Here is a 24,730-nt window from a genome sequence, read left to right as displayed (position 1 = left end):
TGGAGGCGGGCGTCAGGCGGTCAGGGCGAGGGCCAGGAGCGCCGCTGGGAGGGCGAGTTCGATCGCCGCGCCGAGGACGTCGCCGGTGGTGCCGCCGAGGGCGGATTTCGCCCGGCGGGTGGTGGCCAGGGCGACGGCGACGGTCAGCAGGACGGCGGTGGCAGATCCGGCCAGGCGGGTCGCTGATGGTGTCGATGAGAGCCAGGCCAAGGCGAGGGCGGCGGCGAGTACTGCGGCTGTCGTGAGGATAGCTGCGATCGGGCGGACTGTGCCGGCGACGAACGTGCCCAGGCCGTCGGGGCGCGCTGGAGGGACGGAGGTGCGGCAGGTCCAAGCGAGGGTGAGACGGCTTGCAGTGGTGGCGACGAGAACGGCCTGCCAGCCGTAGCCGGACTGAATGCAGGCGGTGAGCGCGGCGACATCGAGGAGCAGTATGCCGACGATGGCGACGACACCGAACGGACCGATGTCGCTCTGCTTCATGATCCGCAACATGGTCTCCCGATCCCGACGGGACCCGAGCGCATCCGCGAAATCGGCCAACCCATCAAGATGCAAGCCACCCGATGCCCCGGCAACCACCAGTACCGCGAGCACCGCGGCCAGGAGATCCGCATCCGGCCGGACCAGCTGAGCCAGCGCCGTCACCCCGGCCGCGATCCCGCCGACCACCAGCCCGACAACCGGCCCGAGCATCATGGCCCGCCCGCCGACCACGCGGTCGACCCGTGAGGGAACACCTGCAGGCAGGACGGTCAGGGTGCCGAACGACAGGCGCAAGGCATCCGCCAAGCCGGGCGGCCGGGGCGCGGAGGGACCTCGCACGGATGTCATGTGAGCGGGAGGGTTCGGCCGGCGATGGTCCAGAGGACCTGGTCCGAGGCCAGGGAGATGGTGGTGTTGAGGCGGCCCATCAGGTCGCGGAAGAGGCGGGTGCCGGAGTCGGCGGGGACGATGCCGGAGCCGACGTCGTTGCTGACGGCAACCGCTCGGCGCGGGGTGGCGGACCAGGCCTCGGCCAGGGCGGCGATCTGCTGGTCGACGAGGTCTGCCCGGCCCAGGTCCGACCAGACGTCGACGGCGTCCATGGTGCGGGACAGCCACAGCGTCAGGCAGTCGATCAGCAGCGGGGGACCGGACGCTTCGAGCAGCGGGACAAGGTCGATGGTCTCCGCGAGTCCCCAGGTGGCCGGACGCCGGGCTCGGTGCTTGGCTACCCGGTCGGCCCACTCGGCATTGCCCGAGTCGTGTCCGCCGGTGGCGACGTACAGGACGTCAGGCTCCGACGACAGCAGCCGTTCGGCGGCGATGGACTTGCCGGAGCGGGCTCCGCCGAGGAGGAGGGTTCGGTCAGCCATCGGTCCTCCGCTCGAAGACCACCGGCGCCTCGAACGCCGCTTTGCGCGCCGTACGCCGGAACGCGTTCAGGATCGGCCGCCCCAGCACGAGGACCAGTCCGGCGGACAGGATGCCGCGCGGGATGTCCCAGCCCAGCGACGTCGCCACCACGAACAGGAAGTACCGGTGCAGGTTGGCCGCCAGTTCGTCGCCCGGGATGAACGAGAAGTCGCTCCCGAACGTCGCGTACGGCCAGAACCACAGGTTCATGATCAGGCCGTACAGCACCCCCGACACCAGCGAGTACGCCGCCAGGAGCAGCAACTCCAACCGCCCACCGACCCGCGGCAGCAGGCCCGCCAGGCACCCCACCCACGCGCATGCGAACATCTGGAACGGCATCCACGGCCCGACCCCGCCGCTGATCAACGCCCCGCCCAGCAACGACACCGCCCCGAGCACGAACCCGAACCCGGCCCCGAACGCCCGCCCCGCCAGCACCAGCAGGAAGAACCCGGGCTCGAGCCCCGCCGTACCCGGACCCAACGCGCGCAGCGCCCCGCCGACCGCAGCCAGCATGCCGACCAGCGAGATCACCTTCGCGTCGATGCCGGACTCGGACAACTCCGCCAGTACGACGGCCACCAGCAGCGGCAGCAGCAACACGAACAACCACGGCGCGTCGGTCGTGTGCCCGATCGCGGACGCACCCGCCTGTGAGGTCCGGAAGAACAGCGGCCAGGCGAATGCGAGCACCCCGACGAGCGAGGCCACCAGCAACGTCGCCGTACTCCGCGGCTTGAGCCGGATCAGCCTCATGACGCCCGGTCCAGTGCGTCAGCGACCTCTCCAACGGTCAGGAACGGCAACGGGGCAAGGATCTTCGCCACCTGCGGCGCGAACGCCGGCGACCCGGCAATGACCTCGGCCGTCTCGCCGTCGCTCACCAACTCGCCCTCGGCGAGCACCATCACCCGGGTAGCGACCTCGGCGACCATCTCGACGTCGTGCGTCGACAGCACCACCGCGTGCCCGGCCGCGGCCAGCTCGCGCAGGATCGTCACCAGCCGCCGCTTGGCGCCGTAGTCGAGCCCGCGCGTCGGCTCGTCCAGCAAAAGCAGCGGGGGAGCGCCGCACAGTACGACGGCCAGCGCCAGGCAGAGCCGTTGTCCCTCGGACAGGTCCCGCGGATGGAGGTCCACAGCCACATCTGGCGCCAGCCGCTCGAGGAGCGCCCGGCAACTACCTGGGCGCACCTTGAAGTCGGAGTCCGCGGCAGAACACTCCTCGGCGACCGTAGCGGCATACAGCAGGTCCGCAGGCTCTTGCGGGACCAGTCCGACTGCCTTGACCAGCAGCGCCGGCTTCGTTCGCTGTGGGTCTGTCCCGGCCGCTACCGCGGTGCCCGACCGAGGCGGCAGGATGCCGACGAGCGTGTTGAGCAGGGTGGACTTGCCAGCGCCGTTGCGTCCCATCAGCGCGACGACCTCGCCCGCCTTGATGCTCAGAGACACGCCCCGCAATGCCGTGACGGTGCCATAGCCAACGACCAGATCGGAGCACCGGGCGAGCTCATCACCGAGCGCAGCAACCGGCCGGACCGGCGCGGCACTGTCCAGCTGACGACGTAGCGCGACCGCAGCTCGTCGAGCGTCTCGTACAGACAGGGGGAGCGGCGACCAACCAGCCAGCCGTCCCAGCTCCACCACGGGCGGTGCGACCGGCGCGGTGACCATGCGCTCAGCAGGCAGACCTGTCGACACAGCTGCGGCACCACCGGGCACTTCGATCACGCGGTCGGCGTACTGGATCACGCGCTCGAGCCGGTGCTCAGCCAGCACCACAGTGACACCGAGGTCGTGGACCAGCCGCTGTAGCGCCGCCAGCACCTCCTCGGCCGCCTGCGGGTCCAGTGCGGAGGTGGGCTCGTCCAGCACGAGTACGGCGGGGTGGGAAGTCAGCGCTGCTCCAATGGCAGTCCGCTGTCGCTGTCCACCCGACAGCGACGCCAGCGCACGGGCTCGTACGTCGGCAAGCCCCAGCAGGTCCAGCGTCTCCTCGACGCGTCGCCGCATCACGTCCGGCGCCACGCCCAGCGACTCCATGCTGTACGCCAGCTCGTCCTCGACCGTGTCCGTCACGAACCCCGCCATCGGATCCTGACCCACCATCCCGACCACATCCGCGAGGTCCCGCGGCCGGTACCTGCTGGTGTCCCGTCCGTCGACGAGCACCCGGCCGGACAGCTTGCCGCCGGTGAAGTGCGGCACCAGACCGTTGATTGCCCGTAGCAACGTTGACTTGCCGGACCCGGTCCGTCCGATCACGAGCGCCAGCTCACCCTCGGGCACGATGAAGCTCACGTCCCGCAGCGCCGGCTCGCTCGCGCCGTCGTACGTCACCGTCACCCGGTCGAACTCGATCATGCGACCGCCTTCTTCAACGGCGGTGCGGCCAGCGCGGGCACCAGTCCGATCAGTACGCCGACAACCGGCAGCACAGGCACCGGTGGGACGACCAACGGACCGTCCAGCAGCAGACCGTGCACTCCGCGTACTGCGGCGGTCACCATCGCGCCTGCGGCCACTGCGCCGGCCGCCACGACCAGCCACTCCGGCAGTGCCCACGGATCGGGCCTGTACCGCGTGCGGGCCACCCGCTGACGGCCGATCGCCATCGCGCCAACTGCGAGCAGTACTCCGACCGCTAGTGCGCCGGCGGCGAGCGGGAACGACATGGAGTCGGTCAGCAACGCGTAGACCCCGAGCAGGATGCCCAGCAGGCCCAGTAATACGCACAGCGCAGTGAGTCGACGCTGAGAGCGCGGGGCGTGCGCCGTACGGCCGTAGCCGCGGGAGTCCATCGCCGCCGCGAGCTCCACCGAGCGGTCCAGGGCGCCTTCGAGGACCGGCATCGCCGTCGTACGGAACGAGGCACGCGTGCGGCCGCGCAGCCGGCGGGCGGCGCGGATCCGGCGGCCGTCGGTCACCAGCTGGGGTGCGAAGGTCAGTGCGACCACACAGGCCACGCCCATCTCGTAGAGGGCTCCGGGCAACGACTTCAGCAAGCGCCGTGGACTGGCCAGTGCGTTGGCGGCACCTACACAGCAGAGCATGACGGCCAGCTGAGCACCGTCGTACAGAGCGGTCACCAGGGCTTCGGCCGTGACCTCTCCGCCGAGCTTGACGCCCGCAGCCCAGTCAGGCAACGGAATCTGCGGCAGCGTGAACAGCACCGTGTTCCCCTGTGCACGGGTCGACAGCAGTGCCTGCAGCACCACGCGGATGCCGATGACCAGCAGGCCGAGCTTGAGGAACGCAGTGAAGCTGTATGCCCACGGCGCGTCGCTGCGGCGCGCCGACACCACGAAGCCGGTCACCGCCAGGATCAGGACCAGCAGGACCGGGTTGCGGGTCCTGCTGGCCGCCACGGCCATGCACAGCGCCCACAACCACCAGGCCCCCGGGTGGAGTGCCCGGGGGAGTGTGAGGTGGTGGACGGCGCGCACTACTTCGCCGCAGTACGACGGCGGTTCAGGAAGAAGCCGCCTCCGCCCAGGAGCACAACCACGACCGCCGCGATGATGATCCCGGTCCAGGGCGCGCCGCTGTCGTCCTTCGTGGACGCCGGCGCAGGCTGGACCGCCGTGGAACCCACTGCCGGGCCGACCTGCAGCGTGACAGGGGCGTCGGTGGCCGGGACGGTGATGCTCTTCACCTGGTCGCCGCAGCCCTTGGACGGGTAGCCGGCGACCCCACAGGTGAGGCCCTTCTCGATCCGGACCGGCGCGACCGCGGCGAGGACCTGGGCGCCGTTCGACTTCGGGTCGGTCACCACACAGGTGCCAGTGGGCTGAGCTGGTGTGTCACCAGTGACCGCGTCCTCCGGCGTACCCGGGTCGACGACCACCGCCACCCGCTTCTTGCCGGTCTCGGCCGGGGTCTTGCCGCAGATCGCGTCGAAGTCGCCCGCCGCCCGCGGCACCCGCGGCTTGGCGCCGCCGACGGCGAACCGCCAGCCCTCGATGCCCCCGTCCGCCGGGACGAACGCGTCGGCGCCCTTCTGGGAGAAAGCCCAGGTGCCGCTGGTCCACTGGTAGTAGCCCCAGAACCGGTAGCCGTCCTCGGCCTGGGCGGTAGTTGCTGCGACAGTCCCAGCCAGCAGGAGACCCGCCAACAGGCTGAAGACCAGTCGTACGGTCCGGTGTGCAGTCATCTCGTGTCCTCGTTCGGGCCGTAGCCCGGTGGAGGAGGTCCCGCCTGCACCGGCAGGGTAGGGCTCCACCCGCGGGCCTCGGCGGGTAGGTGAGCCTGACCGCCTGCGTCACAGTGTTCCGGCTCGCCACCCTGGTCCGGTTGCGGAGGGGTGGCCTACGGTTGCGGGTCAGCGCCGGACTTCGACCGGCTTCCCTGTGACGCAGGCGTTTGGTTCGACCGAAGCCTACTCTGTGCTCACTCGGCCGAAGACAGGCTCATCGGCCCGTAGACCTCGCGGTTGTCCTCCAGCAGGTACACCTGGCTGACGCCGCGGTCGGCCAGGTCGCGCCAGACCTCACCCAGCCAGCTCTCCGCGTCGCCCTGCGCCGAGAACTCCGCCCCGCCGACCTCACCCGGGTCGACCAGGGCGCCGGACGCGGTCTCGAACCGCCAGCTCCAGCTCATCACGCCACCCGGGCCTGCGGTGAGTTCTGCGCGGTCTTGGCCGGGTCGCGCTCGACGATGCCGCCGAGGACCTCGTCGATCCGCTTCAGCAGGCCGTCGTCCAGCTTCACGCCGGAAGCCTTCACGTTCTCGGTGACCTGCTCGGGCCGGGAGGCGCCGACGATCGCGGAGGAGACGTTCGGGTTCTGCAGGACCCAGGCGACCGCAAGCTGCGACAGCGACAGGTCGACCTCGGCCGCGATCGGCTTCAGCTCCTGCACCCGGGTCAGTACGTCGTCGGTCAGGAACCGCTTGATGAACGTCGCGCCGCCCTTCTCGTCGGTGGCCCGCGAGCCCTCCGGCGGCTGCTGACCGGGCAGGTACTTGCCGGTGAGCACGCCCTGCGCGATCGGCGAGAACACCACCTGGCCGATGCCGAGCTCCTCCGAGGCCGGCACCACCTCGGCCTCGATCACCCGCCAGAGCATGCTGTACTGCGGCTGGTTCGAGACGAACGGGATGCGCAGCTCACGGGCCAGCCGGTGGCCCTCCTGCAGTTGCTCCGCGGTCCACTCGGAGACGCCGATGTAGAGCGCCTTGCCCTGCCGGACGACGTCGGCGAACGCCTCCATCGTCTCCTCCAGCGGCGTCTCGGTGTCGAACCGGTGCGCCTGGTAGAGGTCGACGTAGTCGGTCCCGAGCCGCTTCAGCGAACCGTTGATCGACTCGTGGATGTGCTTGCGGGACAGGCCGGTGTCGTTCGGCCCCTTCGGGCCGGTCGGCCAGTAGACCTTGGTGAAGATCTCCAGCGACTCGCGTCGCTCACCGGCCAGCGCCTCGCCGAGCACCGACTCGGCCGCCGTGTTGGCGTAGGTGTCGGCGGTGTCGAACGTCGTGATACCGGCCTCCAGGGCCGCCCGCACACAGGCCTTGGCCTGCTCGTTCTCCACCTGCGACCCGTGCGTGAGCCAGTTGCCGTACGAGATCTCGCTGACCTTCAAACCGCTGTTGCCGAGAAAGCGAAAGTCCATAGGCCGACCCTACAGTCCGATCAGGAGGCCAATTTTCTCAGTGCGGCCGTTCCCCGCGTTTCACCATCGGCTTGGGCATCCGCCAGCGGCGCATCTGCATGGTCCGCCGGACCGCGTAGAACCCGATGCCCTTGGTGGACTCCTTCGGGAACTTGATCCCGACCGACTTCTTCAGGCCGCCCGTCAGCAGGAACCAGTCCGCCGCGATCAGCAGGATCATCGCCAGGAACAGCAGGTTGACCATCCCGGCCAGCCACGGGAACTGCGGCGAGAACACCACGCCGACCAGCGACACCACCAGCAGGACCGGCAGCGCGAACTCCATCACGGAGTACCGGGCGTCGACGTAGTCGCGGGCGAACCGCCGGACCGGGCCCTTGTCGGCGGCCGGCAGGTACCGGTCGTCGCCGGTCTGCATCGCCGCCTGCATCTTGGACCGCTCGGTGCGGACCTTCTCCCGCCGGATCGCCGAGGCTTCCTTGCGGTTGCGTGGCTTTTTGAACCCGGCCTTGCGCGCCGCCTCGGCGTCGCGGCGGCTCGGGGTCGGGCGGCCCTTGCCTCCCGGCTTGCCCTGGGGCTCGGCGGGTACGGTGGTAGCTGTTTCAGACTTGGAACGACGGAACACGGGGTCAGAACCTCATTCGCAGGGCAGGTCGCGACTCGGGGTGGTCCCCGGACCTCCTTACCACTTTATCGGGGCCGGTCCTGATGGTGTGGTGACCCATAGGGACATAGGGTGGATGACACGCACGCCGGGTCGTCAGTCCGGCGCAGAAGGGGTACGGATATCGATGAGCATCTTCAGGCGGATGTCGACGATCTTCAAGGCCAAGGCGAACTCCGCCCTGGACAAGGCCGAGGATCCTCGCGAAACCCTTGACTACTCGTATCAGAAGCAGCTCGAGCTGCTCCAGAAGGTACGGCGGGGCGTGGCCGACGTCGCCACCAGCCGCAAGCGGGTGGAGTTGCAGGCCTCCCAGCTGCAGTCCCAGTCGGCGAAGCTGCAGGAACAGGCCCAGAAGGCGCTCTCGATGGGCCGTGAGGACCTGGCCCGGGAGGCTCTGACCCGCAAGTCCGGGCTGCAGGGGCAGATCGACGACCTGACCACCCAGCACGCCCAGCTGCAGGGTGAGGAGGAGAAGCTGACGCTCGCCTCCCAGCGGCTGCAGGCCAAGGTCGAGTCGTTCCGGACCCGCAAGGAGACCATCAAGGCCACCTACACCGCGGCCGAGGCGCAGACCCGGATCAACGAGGCCTTCTCCGGTATCTCCGAGGAGATGAGCGACGTCGGTCTGGCGGTCCAGCGGGCCGAGGACAAGACCCAGCAGATGCAGGCCCGGGCCGGTGCGATCGACGAGCTGCTCGCCTCCGGCGCGCTCGACGACGCCAGCGGCACGGTCAAGGACAACATCACCCTGGAGCTGGACCGGATGTCGTCCGGCTCCGACGTGGAGAACGAGCTGGCCGCGATGAAGGCCCAGCTCTCCGGAGGCAGCGCGCCGAAGGAGATCTCCGGTGAGGCACAGGGCGCGGCCCCGCAGTCCGCCCAGACCGCCCAGCAGCCAGTGCAGCAGCCGGCCGCCGAGCCGGTGAGACCTCAGGACGGAGATGTTCGGTGATCGTTCGCATCATGGGTGAGGGTCAGTGGCGACTGGCCGACGAGAAGCTCGACGCGCTGAACACGGTCGACGGCGACCTGGAGAAGGCCGTGTCGTCCGGGGACGAGACGGCCTACCAGTCCGCCTTCGCCGCGCTGCTCGACTTCGTCCGGTCCGGTGAGAAGGTGCCGGACGACGAGCTGCACGACTCCGACGCCATCCTGCCCCCGTCGGACAGCTCGCTCGCCGAGATGCGTGAACTGATCAGCGGCGACGGCTTGATCGCCGGCTGATCACTTCGAGTAGTCGAACGAGACCCCTGGGGCCCAGAAATTGGGCCCCAGGGGTCTTTTGCCGGGCGGCGGGTGGCGCACGGGTAAACACTCGTGGCCAGTGCTGTTGTCCGCCGCGTTCCCGTAGTACTGTCTGGGACACGCCGTTGTGGGGGCGGCGTTGGGCGAGGTCCGTGACGGGGAGTGGGTTGGTCGCGGGTTTCGGTATCACCTGTGGGGGGTGACTGTGCGTGACTGAGTTTGTCATGTCCGAAGGGCTTGCTGAACCGGCTGATCTACGGCCGGCGCCGTCAGGGGAGCGTCGTCGGCCGGTCTGGGTCGTTCCGGACGAAGTGCCGGCTGTGCTGCCGCGCTCGGCCCGGTTCACCGAGGCGCGCTGGGTGGCGAAGTACCGTCGGGCATCCTTGGCGGCCGATCTCGGCGCCGGCGTGATCGGCGCCGCGTTGGCGCTGGTGGCCCGGTTCGGAGCCCAGATCAACCTTGGCTACTTCGTGCTGGGCGCACTGCTGCCGGTGGCCTGGATCGCGTGTGTGGCCTTGCAGCGCGGCTACGAGACCCGGTACTTCGGCACCGGGCCGGAGGAGTTCCGCTCGATCATCCGGGCCGCCGTGGCGCTGACCGCGCTGGTCGCGATCACGTCGTACGCGACCAAGAGCGAAGTTGCTCGTGGGTTCGTCGTACTCGCGGTGCCGACGACCTGCGTGGCCGCGATGGTCGGCCGCTGGTTCCTGCACCGGCAGATCTCCTGGCGGCGGTTCGCCGGCCGGTGCATGCGCCGGGTACTCGTTGTCGGACGCAACGACCAGGTGATGACGCTGACGCGGCACCTGGAGGAGCGGCCCGCCGACGGGTACGTCGTGGTGGCCAGTTGCCTGCCGCGCGGCGACGTGTTCGAAGACGCCGAGTTCGAACGGCTGGGCCGGACCGAGATGGACATCCTGGCCGGTGTCGACCAGTTCGACGTCGAGGTGGTCGCGGTGGCCACCGACCCGGAGCTGGCCGGGCACCAGCTGCGCAAGCTGTCCTGGGCGCTCGAACAGCGCGGCGTCGAGCTGATCGTCTCGCCGGGCATCGTCGAGGTCGCCGGTCCGCGGATCTCGATCCGCCCGGTCGCCGGCCTGTCGTTGCTGCACCTGGAGCGGCCGTCGGTGAGCGGTGGGCCGCACGTGCTGAAGAGCATCTTCGACCGCGTGGTCGGATTCATGCTGCTGCTCGGGGTCTCGCCGATCCTGCTGGTCACCGCGCTGCTGGTGAAGCTCACCAGTCGTGGGCCGGTGCTGTTCCGGCAGACCCGGGTGGGTCGCGGCGGCGAGCAGTTCCAGATGCTGAAGTTCCGCACGATGGTGGCCGACGCGGAGGCCCGCAAGGCCGAGCTGCACGCCTTGAACCAGGGCAACGGGATCCTGTTCAAGATGCGTGACGACCCGCGGATCACCAAGGTCGGCAAGTACCTGCGGCGGTTCTCGATCGACGAGCTGCCCCAGCTGGTGAACGTGCTCCGGGGGGACATGTCACTGGTCGGGCCGCGGCCGCCGCTACCGGCCGAGGTCGCGCAGTACGCGATCGACGACGCGCGCCGGATGCTCGTGAAGCCGGGCCTGACCGGCCTGTGGCAGGTCAGCGGTCGCAGCGACCTGACCTGGGAGGAGTCGATGCGGCTCGACCTGCGGTACGCCGACAACTGGTCGATCGCGCTGGACCTGCTCATTTTGTGGAAGACCGCTCGTGCCGTGCTGGGGAGCGACGGCGCGTACTAGGGCGGTGCTGGTTTCAAGATCTTTGCATTCCCGAGGGGGGAATTCGTGACTGCTGTACTGGAAGGATCAGGCGTGGCCCGATCCGAAGCCGCGACCTTGGTGATCGGGGCCGCGGCGGGGGACCAAGGGGCCTGGAGCCGGCTGGTCGACCACTATGCGCGGCTCGTCTGGGCCGTAACCCGCAGTTTCCGGCTGAGCGACAGCGACGCCGCCGACGTCTCGCAGATGGTCTGGCTGCGGTTGCTCGAACACGTCAACCGGGTCGACCCCGAGCGGGTCGGCGCCTGGCTGGTCGTCACCACCCGCCGCGAATGCCTGCGGGTGCTGGCGTTCCGCAAGCGGGTGCTGCTGACCTACGAGGCGACCGCGTTCGAGGACGTGGCCGATGACCTGCCCGAGCTGGACGCCGACCTGCTGGCCGGCGAGCGGGCCGACGACGTACGGCGGGCGCTGGAAAGCCTGCCGGACCGGTGGCAGCAGCTGCTCGGCATGCTGATGGCCGACCCGCCGGCGCCGTACGCGGAGATCTCCGCGACGATCGGGATCCCGATCGGCAGCATCGGCCCGATCCGCGGCCGTTGCCTGGAGAAGCTCAGACTGCTGCTTGCCTCCTGAGGCAGCAGAGCCCGGTCAGGGCCGTAGATCATGCGCAGCTGATTCGGTTCAGAGCATGATCCACGCGGTCCGGACCGGGCGTTGTGCTGTCCCCGGCCAGCGGAGCAGGAAGCTGACCAGCCGGGCCCCGGTCGGTCCCTCGGCGTCGCCGCCCCGGGACTCGACCACCACCGGGCCGGACGGCGAGACCCGCAGCTCGATGGTCAGGCCGGTCCGGCCGGTCTCGTGGATGTCCACGTCGAGCGTGATGCCGTGACCGGAGAACCGCAGCCGGCGTACGTCGCCGGTTCCGGGCGCGTCGATGATGCTGTCGAAGACCAGGTCGAGTACGTCGAGATCGCGCTCGTGCCGCCCGAACGCGGCGTACCCGACCGAGCGGAGCAAGGCGATCTGCTCACCGACGGCCCGCTCCGGAGGCCCGATCATCACCGCTCTCCGCTCACTTTGATCACGCTGTCGGAGTCCTGCCCGTACGGAGCACCCTGCCAGCTGGCCCAGTTCACCCGGTTGCCCTGTTCGTGCACGATGAAGTTCCACGGACCGGAGTACGTGTTGTTGAAGAACCGGTTGCCCTGGTGGAACGTGATCGCGTCCTGGATGGTGGCGTTCTTGTACGGCGACCAGCTCGGGAACGTGCCCCAGTTGGAGAACAGCCCGTTGTAGCCGCAGCCGGTGCGGACGGCGCAGGTCTTCCCGATGTTGTCCGGGTCGAGCGAGAAGATGTTGTCGTGTACCCGCACGTTCTGCGTCTTCCACCGGCAGTCGCTGCGGTACGGCTGGGTGAGGATGGTCTTGGCGTTGCAGGTCTTGGCGGAGACGACGGACGTGTTCACCAAGGTGCCCGAGCCGGTGCTGGTGTTCGCCGGTGACCCGGCGAACCGGTCGGCGTTCTCCCACAGCACGACGCCGGCCCAGTTGTCGTTGAAGACGTTCCCGCTGATCTCGAAGGTCTGGTTGAACAGGCCGGGCGCCCGTGGGTCGCTACCGGACTCGGAGATGTACAGCGCGGGCGTCGGGAAGCCCGAGTTCTCCGGCCCCTTGCCGAGACCGTTGCGAACGAATGCGTTGCCACGGATCCCCGCGTTGTAGCTGGTCTCGTAGATCAAGCCCTCGGCCGAGTTGCCGGAGATGTAGTTGCCCTCGATCACGAAGCCGGTGTTGTTGGTGTCCGCCCACAATCCGGCGCTGTGGTTGTCGTGCACCCAGTTGGCCCGCACGATCGCCCCGGTGACCTCCCAGAACTTGCCGCCGCCGGTGCAGCCGCAGCCGCCCTTGAGCCGTTCCCAGTCGTCGGTGTTGTTGCCGGCGATCTCGTTGCGCTCGATGGTGATGCCGGACACCTTGCCGGGGTTGTACGCGTTGAAGCCGTACTGGCCGTTCTCCGACAGGCAGTTGCCACGGACGACGTTGTGGTCGCCGACCATCAGCCCGGCGCCGGCGTTGTCCCGGATCGTGTTGGACTCCACTGTCCAGCGTGCGCCGGAGTCGTGGTTGACCACACCCTCGTCGTTGTTGGTCCGCGGCGCCCCGAAGTTCTGGATGGTCAGATTCTTCACCGTGACCCCAGTGGCGTACCCGGTGAACGCGTAGCGGTTCTTCTTGCCACCGTCCAGGACCGCCCCTGGCGCCCCGATGTACACGTTGCCGTCCTTCGGGATGACCTGGGCGAACTGAGCGGTGCCGAGTCGGTGGGTCCCCGGCGCCAGCCAGAAGGTGGTTCGGGCCGGGTTGCTGGTGGTGAGCTCGTTCAGGTTCTGCGTGGTGCTGACCACGACCGCCCCGGCCGGAGCGGTGGCGGGGCCGGCCAGCGCCTTCGCGTTCCCACAGACCTTCGCCGGCGGCGCTGTCGGCGCCGGCGGGGCAGGCGACGACGTGACTCCCGGCGCTGCGGACGCGGCATTGTCTGCGTCCTCGGGCGAGCCGTTGTTCCGGACGGTGATCCCAGCGGCGACCAGGGCCGCGACGACGACGAGCCCTCCGGTCGCCAGTGCGGGCGGACGGCGGTACCAGGCGCGTCCGGTGGACGGCTCGCGGCGCGGGGTGGTGTTTCCTTCGGGGGGCATGGCGTCCTCGACCTCAGCTGTGGGCGGTGACAGGGTGTTCGATCGCGTACCGGTAGATCTCGAGCAGTTGCTCGATGCTCTGTTCCGGCCGGTGTTTCGTCTCGTACGTCGTGCGCGCCTGCCGGCCGAGCTCCTCGTAGCGCGCGGGGGACGCGTCGACGTCCAGCAGCACCTTCGCCAGGGCGTCCGGACGGCCCGGCTCGAACAGCGCGCCGTCGACCCCGTCCGTGATCAGTTCGGGGAACGACCCGTGGCCCGACGCCAGCGGCGGCACACCGACCGCCATCGCCTCGACGACCACCAGACCGAACGTCTCCTCCCACTCCGAGGGCAGTACGACGCCCCGGGACCGACCGATCACCTCGAAGACCTGCTGCTTGTTCATCAAGCCGCGGAGCTCGACCGACGGCCGGGTAGCCGCCCAGGCGGTCACCTCGTCCAGCATCGGGCCGCCGCCGGCGATGACGAGCCGGAGCGCGTCGTCCCCGGCGACGGCGCGGTAGGCGTCCCAGCCCTTCATCAGCAGGGGAGCGCCCTTGGCCGCGTCGAGGCGGCCGACGTACGTCACCTGCCGTTGCCGCGGCCCGCCGACGGGACCGTCGTACGGAACGGCGTTGGGCTTCACGAACGACCGGTCCGGATCGAAGTCCATTGCTCCGAGCAAGCGACGCTGGGACTGGGAGATGAAGATGTACGCCGAGACGAGGCGGCGCCAGCTGCGGCGGTGACCTCGCGCGTTCAGGACCGTGGCCGACGTTGCCAGCGCGGACCCGCGGTAGCAGCGGTGGACGACCGCGGATGCCGGGTTGCCGCCGGCGCAGTCGTGGCACACCTCGCCGTTGCGGAAGAAGTCACCGCTGGCGCAAAGCAGCTTGTAGTTGTGCAGGGTGATCACCACGGGCACGCCGGCGGAGCGGCACGCGTACAGCACGGACGGACTGAGCAGCGGGAACGTGTTGTGGACGTGCACCACATCGGGCCGGTCCTCGGCCAGGGCCGCGGCCAGGTCGCGCCGGCTCGTCGGGTTCCAGACGACCCGGCCGGGCAGCGTCGCCTTCTGCCAGGAGGGCCAGTTCTCGATGTCGTCGCTGTGCTGCTCGAAGTGCCGGACGTCGTGCCCGAGTGCGGTCAGCGCCGCGCTCTCCTGATCGACCACCCGGTTCTCGCCGCTCGGGGCGGTCGAGCGATATCTGTTGTGTACCAGCAGGATCTTCATCGCGGTCCCTCGCGGGTCGACGTGTTGTAGACGAGTGACGCGGCCAGCGTCAGGTCGAGCAGGTACGACGACGCCTCGCTCAGACCGCTCTCGGTGAACGACGCGATCACGCAGTACGCCACCAGGAAGAGCGCGACCGCGCGGTGCGGTCCCTGCGGCCGGAACCAGGCGGCGATCAGTACGAACAGCACGAGCACGATCGTGATCGCCACCCCGACGAGCCCCACGTCGTAGTACGTGCCGAGCCAGTTGCTGTCGATCGGCAGCCCGTTGAACGACTTGTTGGACAACCCGAAGCCGAACAGAGTCTCGAAGGTCGAGCGTGGCTGGGCCAGGATCGCGTCCCAGACGGCCTTCCGTCCGGTCAGCGCGCCGAGCTCCTGGGCGTCCTGCCCGCGGGCGAGCCAGGTCGTCACCACCGAGCTGAGGGTGAGTGCTCCGACCGAGAACGCGACAATGCCGATCGTGAACGCCTTGCGAACCCGCGAGCGTCCGGTGAACAGGCTCAGCCCGGCGACCAGCACGCCCACCATCAGCGCGAGCAACGCCGTCCGGGTGTGGGTCAGCAGCAGAACGGGAACGCACACCAGGACGCTGGTGAGCGCGATCCAGCGGCGGAGGTGACCGGACATCCAGAGCACGATCGAGAGGCCGGCGGCCCCCGCGGTGTAGTGCCCGACCTGCGTCGGCGGGATCGGCCAGAGCACGCCGGCGAGGCGGCTCTCGGTCATCGCCAGACCCGGTGCAACGAGCAGACCGATGACCACCGAAGCGACGATCGCCCACAGCACCATCAGGTGCGTCCGCAGCAGCAACATGTCGCGGCGGGGCCACCACGGCGTCAGCAGCCACAGCACCACAGCGAATCCGCACAGCCGGCCGGCCCGGAAGAGCGCGCCGAACAGAAACTCGGCCCGGATGCTGGCCAGCAGCCCTTCCGCCGCCAGCAGCATCACCAGGAAGACGAAAACACTCGGCCGGATCCGCACCGGCCGGTTCACCGACAGCGCCATCACCAACGCGCCGATCAGCGCTCCTTGCGCGATGAGCTTGCCGACCGATCCCGGGATGGGCAGGATGTGCGGCGCGCCCGGGAAGAACGTCATCACGTTCAGCACCATCAGTGCCCAGGCCATCTGGACCCGCCTACGCCGCCGTACCTCCGGCGCGACGACGCGCCTGGTCGGGCGATGGGCCGGCCGGGAAGTCAGCCGGCTACCTGGGCGGGTGGTGATCGTGGTCATCGGCGGAACATCTCGACATCCACGTTCAGCGCCCGGCCGGCCTCGGCCTCGGTCACGCCGACGCCCTCGTCGGTGCGGTCCGGACGTAGTACGACGGCGGTCTCGATCTCCAGGCCGGCCAGCCGCAGCATCTCGCCGGTGGCCTGGATCTTGGTGGTGGTCGTCTCGCCCGCGGTCACCACGACCGCGGCATGGGACGCCCACGTGGCCAGGTGATCCGCGCCGAGCTCCGGCGTCAACGTACTGAGGCTGAGGACGACGTCGGCGACCTCCCAGGCCGAGTCGAGCGCGATGTCGCCGGAGCTGGCCGGCCGGTTGGTGTCGCTGAGGTGCAGGTAGCACCCCTGCGCCGGGCCGGCGGTCTGGTCGGGGCGGTGTACGTCGACGCGCTGGCCGGGCGCGCTGAAGCGCGACTCGTGCGTGCCGGGAGTCTTCACCCCGAGCATGGCCGCGAGCCGGCCGGACTCGGTCAGGTCGGCGACCAGGACATGCTTGCCATCCTCTGCCAACGCCACCGCCAGCGACGCCACCACGAGCGCGCAGGTGTTGACGTCGTCGACGCTGACCACGGTCATCGCCGGCGTGGGGTGCTCGCCCCAGAAGATGCGCTGATCGAGGTGCCGGATCATCAGCTGAACTTCCGGCTGCTTGCGTTGCGAGGGACGCAGGTACCGCGGCCGCGGCAGCAGTTGCAGGCGCGACGGGCGTGGGCTGCTCAACCGGATCCGCGCGCCCAGGGCCAGGGCGATGTCCTGGCGCTTCCACAGCCGGTCGGAGATCAGCGCGCGAACGATGACGAACGCGAGACCGATGAACAGGCCGGCGATCAGGCCGGTGGCGGCGTTGAGCACGATCGTCCGCTTGGCCGAGACATGCACCGGCGCGGCCACGTCGAGCACCCGGCTGCTGTTCATCCGCAACGCCTCGACCTGCGAGTCGAGCAGCTGCTGCCGGACGTAGACGTACTGGTCGCGGGCGGCGCCGAGCCGGACCCCCTCCGGGCTGTTCGGGTGCTTCAGCTCGTTCGCGGTCGGATCGTCGCCAGTTGCCCGGACCGCCTGCTCAGCCACGGCCAGATCGTTCTTGGCCGAGGCCTCGTCACGCACGAGCGGCGCGTCCTGCAAGGCGATCTGCTCTTTGCGGTAGATGAGGAAGACCTGCGCGATCACGCCGGCCAGCCTGGTCGCCTCGTCGTTGGTCTTCCCCGCCGCGCTGATCTGGAGCACCCGGTCGGTCTGCGGGACCACGGTGTATTCCTTCAGCAGATCGTCCTGGCTGATCGGCAGCTTGAGCAGGTCGATCACGCGCTGCGCCACGGTGTGCGTGGTCGCCAGGCTGACATCCGTGGCCATCGCCTTGGTCGGGTCCTCACCGTCGCGGTGGGTGATCAGCAACCGGGTGGCCGACACGCTCGGAGCCGGCACCGCGAAGGTGGAGCCGAGCCCGGCCAGGAAGCCGACCAGGGCGAGCACGACCCAGATGCGCAGATGCCGGCGGATGGCGTCGCGGAGGAACCGCAGCGTGACGAGGGCGTCCGGCGGATGCGCGTTCGTCGGCTGGTCGTCGAACATCCCGTCGTCGTCCGCCCACGCCGGTTCGCTGACCACCGGTTCGGTGTACGGCTGGTTGCTCATTTGGTCCTCCTCGCGGTGCCGGTGAGGAGGGTGGGCAGCCGCGAGCTCGACCGGCGCATCGACTGGGAGACGCGTCCGATGGTGCGATCCGTCGGGTCCGGATCGGTGACGACGATGCCGTCGATGGAGCGGTCGTCGGCCGCGGCCGCGACCGCCAGCCGGGCGAGTTCCTCGGCCGTCACGGTGCCGGCCGACAGCGCCAGGATCGTATTGGTGGTCGCCTCGGAGCCGACCACGATCGGCTCGTCCTTGTCGACGACGAGCAGGTGGATGCTCAGCGTCGTGTCGCCGGACGGCTCCTGGTGTGAGTCGACCACGATCGAGGTGGAGATGCCGATCGAGGTGGCCAGCGAGGCCAGTTGCGGACCGAGTGGCAGCGCCTTGTCGTCGCCGGCGAACGAGATGACCGCCAGCGAGACCGGCGCCCGGCCTTTCACGTCCAGGCCGAGGTGGTGCAGCGTCTTGCGCAGGCTCCACGCCTCGACCGCCGTCGGCGAATAATGCTCGAGCAGATAGGTCCAGTCGGACACGTCGTTCGCCTGGTACGACGAGACCGAGGCCAGCACCGGCAGCCCGACCGCGTCCGCGATCTCGTCCCGCAGCCGCAGCCGCCGGTCGCCGCGCTCCCTGGCCAGTACGCCGATCGATCCGGCCACCGCGCCGATCAGGGCGCCGAGCAGACCGTAGATGCCGAGGTGAATCGGCATGTTCCCACCGCGTGCGGTTGTCGCCTGTTCCAGCACCCGTGCCCCCGTTTTCTTCCCCAGATCGCCGGGCAGGTTCTGGTCCGTGGTGACGAAGACCAGGTAAACCCCGGCGACAGCGTTCGCCAGTGCCATCGACTGGCTGGCCGTCGTCCCCTTGGCGTCGATCTGGATGACGTCGTCGGTGACGGCGGTGACCTTGACCCGGCTGCGGACGACCTCGGTCGACAGCGGCGGGTTCAGGTTCTGTCCGGCGCTCTTCAGCACCGGTTCGCTCTCCGCGATGAACACCTGCGTGTCGGTGCTCTGCGTGCCGGCGGCCTTCTCCGCATCGGTCGTCGGAGCGGGTGGAAGCACCACCAGCGAGGTCGCGGTGTGGAGGGGCGGCACCAGGAACCCGGCGGCCACTCCGCCGAGCAGGCCAACGGCCGCCACGGCCGCAACGATCCAGCGATGCCTACGGATGGCCCGCCAGGACTTCTTGACGTCGAGCTGCTGCGTGCTCACAGTCCCCTCCAGTCGAACGCCACTTCTTGTCTGTTAATAGAGGGCGGCGAGCAGAGGGTGATACAGATCAGGACCGGAATCGGAAGGTGCTCACCGCGGGCTGCTCCGCGGGCAGGTTTCCGGTCCCGATCAGGGTCGTGATCGGCACCTTGTGGCCGAATCGCGGTGAGTACCAGCCCAGCAACGGATCGTCGCCACCATGGTGCGCTGTCCAGGTCAATCCGGCCGGAAGCTCGACGACAGCGGAGCCGGTGGGCCACTCCAGCCGTCCGGTCGACTCGTCCAGCTCGACGGACACTTCCGGTCCCAGATGCCAGGCAATCCGTACGTCGGACGCCACATCCAGCCGATCCTCCACCCGCAGTACGCCATCGTCGAGTACTGCGGTCCGCCGGTGCGTGACCGGTGTCTCGCCGACCTGGTAGCCGTCGTGCTCGGCGTCCCAGGTGTTCGGAGCGTGGCGGCGTACCTTGCCGGTCGCGCCGCGCAGCCAGAGGAACGGGCCGCCCACGGTGGACTGTTCGGTGCTCGCGACCTCGACGGTGTTGTGGGCGATCGTGGAGCGGAAGTAGTTCCGCCACTCCTCTTCGCCGTGGTAGCAGTACGTGCCGGGGTCGGCGAGGATGTCGACGCCGTCGACGCGGACCTCGAGCGAGAGAGCGTCGGAGTGCGCATGCGCGGCGATGGACAGGAAGCCGTGCGGACCGGCGTCGCCACGGCACCAGATCTCCGGACCGGCGTCGTTGCTGCGCAGAATGGTCAGACCGGCGTCCTCGAAGTGGTCCGGTCGTACGGCGGGGCGGTCCGGCTGCCCAGCCTTGACGAGCGAGCCGACGATGAACGAGGTCGCAGTTGGCGGGCTGTCCGGCCACCAGGGCGCTGCGCCGACTGCTGCTGCGCCGAGCGACAGGAACGCGGACCAGTGGTGGATGTCTGGTGGATCGAGGACGAGAACCATGCCCTCGTCGTCGTCACCCTGGCGTGGTGGCCGGAGTGTGTTGTCGACGATTGCCGCAGCTACGTCGACCGTGCGGGTCAGCAGCGCCCACGTGTGCTGGCCGAGTGGGTGACCGGACCAGTCTGCTTCGAGAGCGGCGTACAGACCGAGCTCGGAGACGAAGCGGTGGTAGTCGGTGGCCAGCTCGCGGTTCACACCGGAGGGGAAGGTGTTGGCGTCGAGCTCCTTCTCCAGCAGGGCAGCCGCGTCCTGGCGCCAGCGGGAGCTCTTGGTGAACCAGGGGAACGCACAGGCTGCGACGAGCTGACCTGCGGCCTCGGCGATGACGTGGTTGTTGGCCGAGGACCCGTGGCTCCGGAACGCGGCGAGGTAGCGCTGATGCCAGTAGATCTGCCGGAGCGCCAGTTCGTTGTGCTCGAACAGGTCGGTGATCTCCGGCCAGTCGTTCAGCAGGCGGCGGATCCAGGTCCAGCTGATCAGCCGGATGCCGATCTCGATACCGCTGGCCCAGTGCACGCCGGACAGGAACGGGTTCGCACGCCACCAGTCGGTCAGGTGGTCGGCGACGCGTTCGGCGTACCGGTCGTCGTGGGTCAGGAACCAGGCGGCGGCCAGCTGGGTCAGGTGGTGGTGGCGGGACAGCTCCCACACCTGCTTGATGTTGCCGACCGCTTCCTCGTTGCGGTGGTTCAGCTTGAAGACGTACTGCGCGGGGTCCGACCGCCGGCCCGTGGCCGGGTCGCGGAACCAGTCCGGCTGCTTCAGGTCGGTCCGGTCGACGCCGAGGACCTCGAGGTTGCCGGCCAGGATCGCGTCGGCCGTGCGGATCACGGCCTTGCGGGCATCCTCCGGTACGGCGCAGGCCGTGTGCGTGGGGAGCGTCGTACCGAAGGTCAGCTCCTTGCGCACGGGTAGATCTGTTTTCACGTCCTGCCCGGGCCTGACCTGTTGGTAGGCCCAGGCAGAACGACGTCCGGTATCGCGAGCGCGCGAGATGAGTTCGGTGGGGGACATCCGGCGCAGACGGCGGACGTACCAGCCCAGGGGCTGGCGGCTCACACCTTCTCCGGCTTTCCTGATGCCAGGCTCCGGTCGACGGCGATGGTGGCGCGGGTGGTGGCGACGAGCTCGTCGAAGGAGATCGGCATCGGGCCGCCTGACTTCACCGCGGCGACGAACTGTGCCAGCTCGGTCTGCTGGCCCTTGTCGGTGCTGCGGGACTTCTTCGTCGACGGTTTGCGGCCGGTCCACACCGACGCGCTCTGGAAGTTGTCCAGGCGGGCATTGCGGCCGCCGCCGGTGATGTCGAGCGTCTCCTTCGGGAAGCGCGAGTTGCCGCCGGCGACGTAGTTGATCGTGCCGACCGAACCGTCGGCGAACCGGAGCGTGACGACGACGTCGCCGGTGTCGGGTCCGGGTACGGCGTACACCTCGGTCGGGAGGCTGTTCAGCCACCAGGTCAGGGTGTCGATGAAGTGCCCGCCCTCGCCGGCGAACCGGGTGCCTTCCTTGCCGGCGTCGAGGTACCAGCTGGTGGAGTCCAGCTTGCCGGCGTTCACGAGGTAGCGCAGCGAGTAGCTGCCGCCGTGGTCGCCGAAGCGCGTCTTCAGGTCGGTGAGCAGCGGGGCGAACCGCCGGTTGAACCCGACCATCAGCCGATCGTTGCCAGTGGCATCAACCGTGGCGACGATGCGGTCCAGCTCCTCATCCGTCAACGCCAACGGCTTCTCGACGAATACCGCCTTCCCCGTCTCGAGCGCCCGGCAGGCAAGGTCCGCGTGCGAACTGTGCCGCGTCACCACGAACACCGCGTCGAGGCTGTCGTCGGAGAGCACCTCCTGCGCATCCGTCGAGATCTGCTCGAACCCGAACCGCCGCTGAGCATTGGCCGCCGACAACGACTTGTTGGTCGCCACCCGAGCCAGTACTGCATTTTCATCCTTCTGCAGGTTCGGCAGCAGCATGCTCGACGCATAGTTGCCCGCCCCGATGAACCCGAAGCGGACGGATCCAGTGGTCGGGCTCCCGGGTTTGGCAACTGTTGCCGCGGGTGCCGCCTCTTGCTGCGGTACGTCGGGATACTCGAAGAGGAAGCCGACGCCGGGGAGGGCGCCGGTGCTCAGTTGCTGGTAGACGTCGGTGGCGTCGGCGATGGGGAAGGTGTTGGCGATCAGGCTGCCTACGTCGATCTGTTCGCGGGCGATCAGGTCGATGAAGCACTCGAGGTTGCGGCGCTCGGTCCAGCGGACGTAGCCGGCGGGGTAGTCGATGCCCTGGAGTTCGTACCGGTCGTCGTACCGCCCGGGCCCGTACGAACGCGAGAACCGTACGTCGAGCTCCTTGTCGTAGTACGCGTTCCACGGCAGGTCCAGCTTGGTCTTGCCGATGTCGACCACGCGAGCACGGTCCCGCGCCAACCGCGCAGCCGTCTCGACCGGACCGTTGGAGTGACCACCGGCGGCCAGCAGGATCCGGTCCGCCCCGAGACCATTCGATGCCTCGAGCAACGACCGCTCGAGCGACGCGATCCCGGCCTCGTCCGCGGACGAGCAAGCGAGCGCGCCGGCCTTCTCCGCCATCCGGCAGCGGTCCTCGACCATGTCGATCCCGAACACCCGCACCCCGGCCGCGACCAGCAACCGCACCACGAGCTGCCCGACCAGACCGAGCCCGATCACGACAGCCGTGTCGCCAAGCTGTACCTCAGCCTGCCGCACGCCCTGCATCGCGATCGCGCCAACGGTCGAGAACGCGGCCTGCTCGGCCGGCACTCCGTCCGGCACCGGCACGCACAGGTTCAGCGGCACCCAGTTGTACTCCGCATGCAAGGCGAACTCGTTCCCCGCCGCGGCGACCAGCTGCCCGACGCTGAACTCCTCCGCACCAGCTCCCACCTCGACAACCACACCGCACAGCGAGTACCCGAGCGGCGTGTACGAGTCGAGCTTGTTCATCACCTTCTTGTAGGTGTTCAGCGCGCCCTGCTGCGCAACGGAGTCCAGCACCTTCCGCACCTGATCGGGCCGCGCCTTCGCCTTGCCGACCAGCGACAGCTTCGCCTCGCCGACCTTCATCAGCTCGGTGCCGGTCGAGATCAGCGAGTACAGCGAACGGATCAGCACGCCACCGGGCGCACAGGTGGGCGGAGGCACGTCCAGCACAGCCAGCTCACCGGACTTGTAGTTCTGTGCAACCTGCTTCATGTCCGTCCTTACAAAGAGGTGATGGTCACGCCCAGCGACCGCATGTGGCGGGTCCAGGTCTCCAGCGTCAGCAACTGCCAGATCTGCTTCGAGTAGTCCTCGCGCCCGGCCCGTTCGTCGTCGACGAGCTTCTGTACGGCGGCCCGCTGCAGGAACCCGCTGCCGACCAGTTCACCGCGCAGCAGCGTGTCGTCGACGAGCTCGCGCAGGTCGTTCCGCACCCACGCGCGCAACGGCGCACTGAACGACGCCTTCGGCCGGTAGATGATCTCCTTCGGCAGCCACGCCTCGGCCGCCTTCTTCAACGCCAGCTTGCTGACCCGGCGGTGGATCTTCTCGCTGCCCGGGATCGAGAACGCCGCGCGCGCCACGATCGGGTCCACGAACGGCGTCCGTACCTCGGTCGACGCCGCCATGCTGGACCGGTCCGTGTAGGCCAGGTTCAGCCCGGGCAGGAACATCCGCGAGTCCGCCAGGCACATCCGGTTGACGTGATCGTCCAGCGTGGTGTCGTGGTAGATGTCGGCGTGCTCGGACAGCAGCTTGCCGACGTACGGCTCCAGGTCCGGGCTCAACAGCCCGGCCAGCTGATCCCCGTCGTACATCGTGTAGCTGCGCCGGAACGCCGTCTCCTCAGGCAGGTTCGCAAACGTCTCGAACCGTTTGGCCCAGCGCGCGTACCGCAGCCCACGACCGTTTACCGTGACCGGCAACCGTCGTACCGCGGGCCCGATCACGCCGTTCCGCAGTACGCCGGGGAGCTGCTGGTACTGGGCTCCCATCACACACGCGAGGTGCTTGCGGTAACCGCCGAACAGCTCGTCGGCGCCCATCCCGGACAGCAGGACCTTCACGCCGGCGTCCCGCGCGGTGTCGCACATCAGCAGCGTGTTGATCGCGGCCGGGTCGCCGATCGGCTCATCGAGGATGTCGACGATCCGCGGAAGCAGCTCGACGACATCCGGAGCGATCTCGATCTCGTGCAGGTCGATACCGAACTGCTGCGCCACCTTCCGCGCGTAGATCGCGTCGTCGGGCATCGCCTCGAGCTTCTGGTCCTGCGCCCGGAACGTGATCGTGTACGAGTCGACGCTCGGATCCATACGTTTGGCCAGCACGGTCACCAGGCTGGAGTCCAGCCCGCCGCTGAGGAACGTAGAGACCGGTACGTCGGCGACCATGTGCGCGGCCACCGACTCCTCGATGATCGTGCGCAGGTCGGCGCGCGGGCCGGCCGCGGCCTCGGTCGCGACGTCGGTCACCCGCCAGTACATCTCGTGCCGGCTGCTGCCGTCCGGCCGGAACTCGGCCCACGAACCCGGCGGAAGCTTCTCCACCCCGTCGATCGCGCAGCGCTGCTCGGGCAGCCAGTAATAGAGCATCGACGCGATCAGCGCGCCGGGCTCGGTCCGCAGTTCGGACCCGACGGCCGTGACGAGCGCCTTCAGCTCGGACGCGAAGACCACGCCGCCCTGACGGCGCAGGAAGTACAGCGGCTTGATGCCGAGCGGGTCGCGGGCCAGGTACATGCTGCCGCTGTCCTCGTCGAGCATCGCGAACGCGAACATGCCCCGGAACCGCTTGAGCGCGTCCGTGCCCCAGCGGCGCCAGGCTTCCAGCACCACCTCGGTGTCGCCGTTGGTGCGGAAGCCGACGCCGGCCTTGGACAGCTCGGCGCGCAGTTCCTTGTAGTTGTAGAGCTCGCCGTTGTAGCAGATGGTCAGGCCGCGCTTGCTGAACGGCTGGTCGGCCTCGGCCGACAGGTCGATGATCGACAATCGACGATGCGCGAGGAACGCCCGCACGTCACCCTCGTCGAACGCGTACACCCGATCGGCGTCCGGACCGCGGTGCGCGATCCGGTCGCTCATCGCCTCGGCGAGCGCGAAACCGTCGTGCTGCTGGTAGCAGCCGGCGATGCCGCACACC

Annotated in this window: 22 protein-coding genes and 1 riboswitch; of the genes, 4 read left to right on the top strand and 18 right to left on the bottom strand. The window is 69.1% G+C overall.

What is annotated here, in order from left to right:
* Positions 1-12: 12 nt before the first annotated feature.
* The 9 genes from cobS to ACIA58_RS14350 all read right to left on the bottom strand — a co-directional run bounded on the left by cobS (position 13) and on the right by ACIA58_RS14350 (position 7,634).
* Positions 13-834 carry an adenosylcobinamide-GDP ribazoletransferase gene (cobS, locus tag ACIA58_RS14390; RefSeq protein WP_396404095.1) on the bottom strand — a complete coding sequence of 274 codons (822 nt, stop codon included), beginning with the start codon at positions 832-834 and terminating at the stop codon, positions 13-15.
* The gene (locus ACIA58_RS14385; protein ID WP_396404094.1) at positions 831-1,358 is read right to left on the bottom strand and encodes a bifunctional adenosylcobinamide kinase/adenosylcobinamide-phosphate guanylyltransferase; all 528 of its coding nucleotides are present in this window, start codon (positions 1,356-1,358) and stop codon (positions 831-833) included. The genes cobS and ACIA58_RS14385 overlap by 4 nt, the downstream gene beginning before the upstream one ends.
* The gene (locus ACIA58_RS14380) at positions 1,351-2,157 is read right to left on the bottom strand and encodes an ECF transporter S component (protein ID WP_396404093.1); all 807 of its coding nucleotides are present in this window, start codon (positions 2,155-2,157) and stop codon (positions 1,351-1,353) included. Before ACIA58_RS14380 ends, ACIA58_RS14385 begins: the two co-directional genes overlap by 8 nt.
* Positions 2,154-3,764 (bottom strand): ABC transporter ATP-binding protein, encoded by a 1,611-nt coding sequence (locus ACIA58_RS14375; protein ID WP_396404092.1) that lies wholly within the window; start codon positions 3,762-3,764, stop codon positions 2,154-2,156. Before ACIA58_RS14375 ends, ACIA58_RS14380 begins: the two co-directional genes overlap by 4 nt.
* A complete protein-coding gene (locus ACIA58_RS14370) occupies positions 3,761-4,846 on the bottom strand; it encodes a CbiQ family ECF transporter T component (protein WP_396404091.1) in 1,086 nt (361 codons plus the stop codon). The genes ACIA58_RS14375 and ACIA58_RS14370 overlap by 4 nt, the downstream gene beginning before the upstream one ends.
* On the bottom strand, positions 4,846-5,553 hold the full coding sequence (locus tag ACIA58_RS14365) for an SCO2322 family protein (RefSeq protein WP_396404090.1): 708 nt from the start codon (positions 5,551-5,553) through the stop codon (positions 4,846-4,848). The genes ACIA58_RS14370 and ACIA58_RS14365 overlap by 1 nt, the downstream gene beginning before the upstream one ends.
* Before the next feature lie 113 nt (positions 5,554-5,666).
* A riboswitch (cobalamin riboswitch) is annotated at positions 5,667-5,747 on the bottom strand.
* A gap of 42 nt (positions 5,748-5,789) precedes the next feature.
* Positions 5,790-5,999 (bottom strand): hypothetical protein, encoded by a 210-nt coding sequence (locus ACIA58_RS14360; RefSeq protein ID WP_137254347.1) that lies wholly within the window; start codon positions 5,997-5,999, stop codon positions 5,790-5,792.
* Complete coding sequence (locus ACIA58_RS14355; protein ID WP_396404089.1) at positions 5,999-7,009, bottom strand: aldo/keto reductase family protein; 1,011 nt, start codon at positions 7,007-7,009, stop codon at positions 5,999-6,001. Before ACIA58_RS14355 ends, ACIA58_RS14360 begins: the two co-directional genes overlap by 1 nt.
* Positions 7,010-7,046: 37 nt before the next feature.
* Positions 7,047-7,634: a DUF3043 domain-containing protein gene (locus ACIA58_RS14350; protein WP_396404088.1), complete on the bottom strand. Its 588-nt coding sequence runs from the start codon at positions 7,632-7,634 to the stop codon at positions 7,047-7,049.
* Between the two features lie 166 nt (positions 7,635-7,800).
* On the opposite strand from ACIA58_RS14350, the gene ACIA58_RS14345 reads away from it, so the two are divergent.
* The 4 genes from ACIA58_RS14345 (at position 7,801) to ACIA58_RS14330 (ending at position 11,272) form a co-directional block, all read left to right on the top strand.
* Entirely contained in the window at positions 7,801-8,628 is an 828-nt protein-coding gene (locus tag ACIA58_RS14345) for a PspA/IM30 family protein (RefSeq protein WP_396404087.1), read from the top strand.
* Positions 8,625-8,900 carry a hypothetical protein gene (locus tag ACIA58_RS14340; RefSeq protein WP_134097933.1) on the top strand — a complete coding sequence of 92 codons (276 nt, stop codon included), beginning with the start codon at positions 8,625-8,627 and terminating at the stop codon, positions 8,898-8,900. The genes ACIA58_RS14345 and ACIA58_RS14340 overlap by 4 nt, the downstream gene beginning before the upstream one ends.
* 230 nt (positions 8,901-9,130) lie before the next feature.
* The gene (locus tag ACIA58_RS14335) at positions 9,131-10,657 is read left to right on the top strand and encodes a sugar transferase (protein WP_396404086.1); all 1,527 of its coding nucleotides are present in this window, start codon (positions 9,131-9,133) and stop codon (positions 10,655-10,657) included.
* A gap of 72 nt (positions 10,658-10,729) precedes the next feature.
* Positions 10,730-11,272 carry an RNA polymerase sigma factor gene (locus ACIA58_RS14330; protein WP_396404085.1) on the top strand — a complete coding sequence of 181 codons (543 nt, stop codon included), beginning with the start codon at positions 10,730-10,732 and terminating at the stop codon, positions 11,270-11,272.
* Positions 11,273-11,320: 48 nt separating this feature from the next.
* Here ACIA58_RS14330 and ACIA58_RS14325 read toward each other — a convergent pair whose 3' ends face one another.
* From ACIA58_RS14325 to asnB, 9 genes are all read right to left on the bottom strand, one after another.
* Positions 11,321-11,698 (bottom strand): hypothetical protein, encoded by a 378-nt coding sequence (locus ACIA58_RS14325; protein ID WP_396404084.1) that lies wholly within the window; start codon positions 11,696-11,698, stop codon positions 11,321-11,323.
* On the bottom strand, positions 11,698-13,335 hold the full coding sequence (locus ACIA58_RS14320) for a right-handed parallel beta-helix repeat-containing protein (protein WP_396404083.1): 1,638 nt from the start codon (positions 13,333-13,335) through the stop codon (positions 11,698-11,700). The genes ACIA58_RS14325 and ACIA58_RS14320 overlap by 1 nt, the downstream gene beginning before the upstream one ends.
* Positions 13,336-13,348: 13 nt before the next feature.
* A complete protein-coding gene (locus ACIA58_RS14315; RefSeq protein WP_396404082.1) occupies positions 13,349-14,551 on the bottom strand; it encodes a glycosyltransferase in 1,203 nt (400 codons plus the stop codon).
* Positions 14,548-15,795 (bottom strand): O-antigen ligase family protein, encoded by a 1,248-nt coding sequence (locus ACIA58_RS14310; RefSeq protein ID WP_396404081.1) that lies wholly within the window; start codon positions 15,793-15,795, stop codon positions 14,548-14,550. The genes ACIA58_RS14315 and ACIA58_RS14310 overlap by 4 nt, the downstream gene beginning before the upstream one ends.
* The gene (locus ACIA58_RS14305; RefSeq protein ID WP_396404080.1) at positions 15,792-17,429 is read right to left on the bottom strand and encodes a hypothetical protein; all 1,638 of its coding nucleotides are present in this window, start codon (positions 17,427-17,429) and stop codon (positions 15,792-15,794) included. The genes ACIA58_RS14310 and ACIA58_RS14305 overlap by 4 nt, the downstream gene beginning before the upstream one ends.
* Positions 17,426-18,640, bottom strand: a complete 1,215-nt coding sequence (locus ACIA58_RS14300; RefSeq protein WP_396404079.1) for a Wzz/FepE/Etk N-terminal domain-containing protein — start codon at positions 18,638-18,640, stop codon at positions 17,426-17,428. The genes ACIA58_RS14305 and ACIA58_RS14300 overlap by 4 nt, the downstream gene beginning before the upstream one ends.
* A 67-nt stretch (positions 18,641-18,707) precedes the next feature.
* Positions 18,708-20,657: an alginate lyase family protein gene (locus tag ACIA58_RS14295; protein WP_396404078.1), complete on the bottom strand. Its 1,950-nt coding sequence runs from the start codon at positions 20,655-20,657 to the stop codon at positions 18,708-18,710.
* A complete protein-coding gene (locus ACIA58_RS14290; RefSeq protein WP_396404077.1) occupies positions 20,654-22,801 on the bottom strand; it encodes a bi-domain-containing oxidoreductase in 2,148 nt (715 codons plus the stop codon). Before ACIA58_RS14290 ends, ACIA58_RS14295 begins: the two co-directional genes overlap by 4 nt.
* A gap of 8 nt (positions 22,802-22,809) precedes the next feature.
* Positions 22,810-24,729, bottom strand: a complete 1,920-nt coding sequence (gene asnB / locus ACIA58_RS14285) for an asparagine synthase (glutamine-hydrolyzing) (protein ID WP_396404076.1) — start codon at positions 24,727-24,729, stop codon at positions 22,810-22,812.
* Between the last annotated feature and the right edge of the window lies 1 nt (position 24,730).

This window comes from Kribbella sp. NPDC051586, from assembly GCF_044453965.1.
In the GTDB taxonomy this organism is placed as follows: Bacteria; Actinomycetota; Actinomycetes; order Propionibacteriales; family Kribbellaceae; genus Kribbella.
Note: the sequence above shows the minus strand (reverse complement) of the source record. Positions and strands in the feature narration are given on the sequence as shown.

Coding starts and splice junctions, on each gene's coding strand:
- ACIA58_RS14385 (WP_396404094.1), bottom strand. CDS start 1,358: ATGGCTGACCGAACCCTCCTCCTCGGCGGAGCCCGCTCCGGCAAGTCC.
- ACIA58_RS14325 (WP_396404084.1), bottom strand. CDS start 11,698: ATGATCGGGCCTCCGGAGCGGGCCGTCGGTGAGCAGATCGCCTTGCTC.
- ACIA58_RS14310 (WP_396404081.1), bottom strand. CDS start 15,795: ATGACCACGATCACCACCCGCCCAGGTAGCCGGCTGACTTCCCGGCCG.
- ACIA58_RS14320 (WP_396404083.1), bottom strand. CDS start 13,335: ATGCCCCCCGAAGGAAACACCACCCCGCGCCGCGAGCCGTCCACCGGA.
- ACIA58_RS14305 (WP_396404080.1), bottom strand. CDS start 17,429: ATGAGCAACCAGCCGTACACCGAACCGGTGGTCAGCGAACCGGCGTGG.
- ACIA58_RS14375 (WP_396404092.1), bottom strand. CDS start 3,764: ATGATCGAGTTCGACCGGGTGACGGTGACGTACGACGGCGCGAGCGAG.
- ACIA58_RS14365 (WP_396404090.1), bottom strand. CDS start 5,553: ATGACTGCACACCGGACCGTACGACTGGTCTTCAGCCTGTTGGCGGGT.
- ACIA58_RS14315 (WP_396404082.1), bottom strand. CDS start 14,551: ATGAAGATCCTGCTGGTACACAACAGATATCGCTCGACCGCCCCGAGC.
- ACIA58_RS14355 (WP_396404089.1), bottom strand. CDS start 7,009: ATGGACTTTCGCTTTCTCGGCAACAGCGGTTTGAAGGTCAGCGAGATC.
- ACIA58_RS14380 (WP_396404093.1), bottom strand. CDS start 2,157: ATGAGGCTGATCCGGCTCAAGCCGCGGAGTACGGCGACGTTGCTGGTG.
- cobS (WP_396404095.1), bottom strand. CDS start 834: ATGACATCCGTGCGAGGTCCCTCCGCGCCCCGGCCGCCCGGCTTGGCG.
- ACIA58_RS14290 (WP_396404077.1), bottom strand. CDS start 22,801: ATGAAGCAGGTTGCACAGAACTACAAGTCCGGTGAGCTGGCTGTGCTG.
- ACIA58_RS14345 (WP_396404087.1), top strand. CDS start 7,801: ATGAGCATCTTCAGGCGGATGTCGACGATCTTCAAGGCCAAGGCGAAC.
- ACIA58_RS14360 (WP_137254347.1), bottom strand. CDS start 5,999: ATGAGCTGGAGCTGGCGGTTCGAGACCGCGTCCGGCGCCCTGGTCGAC.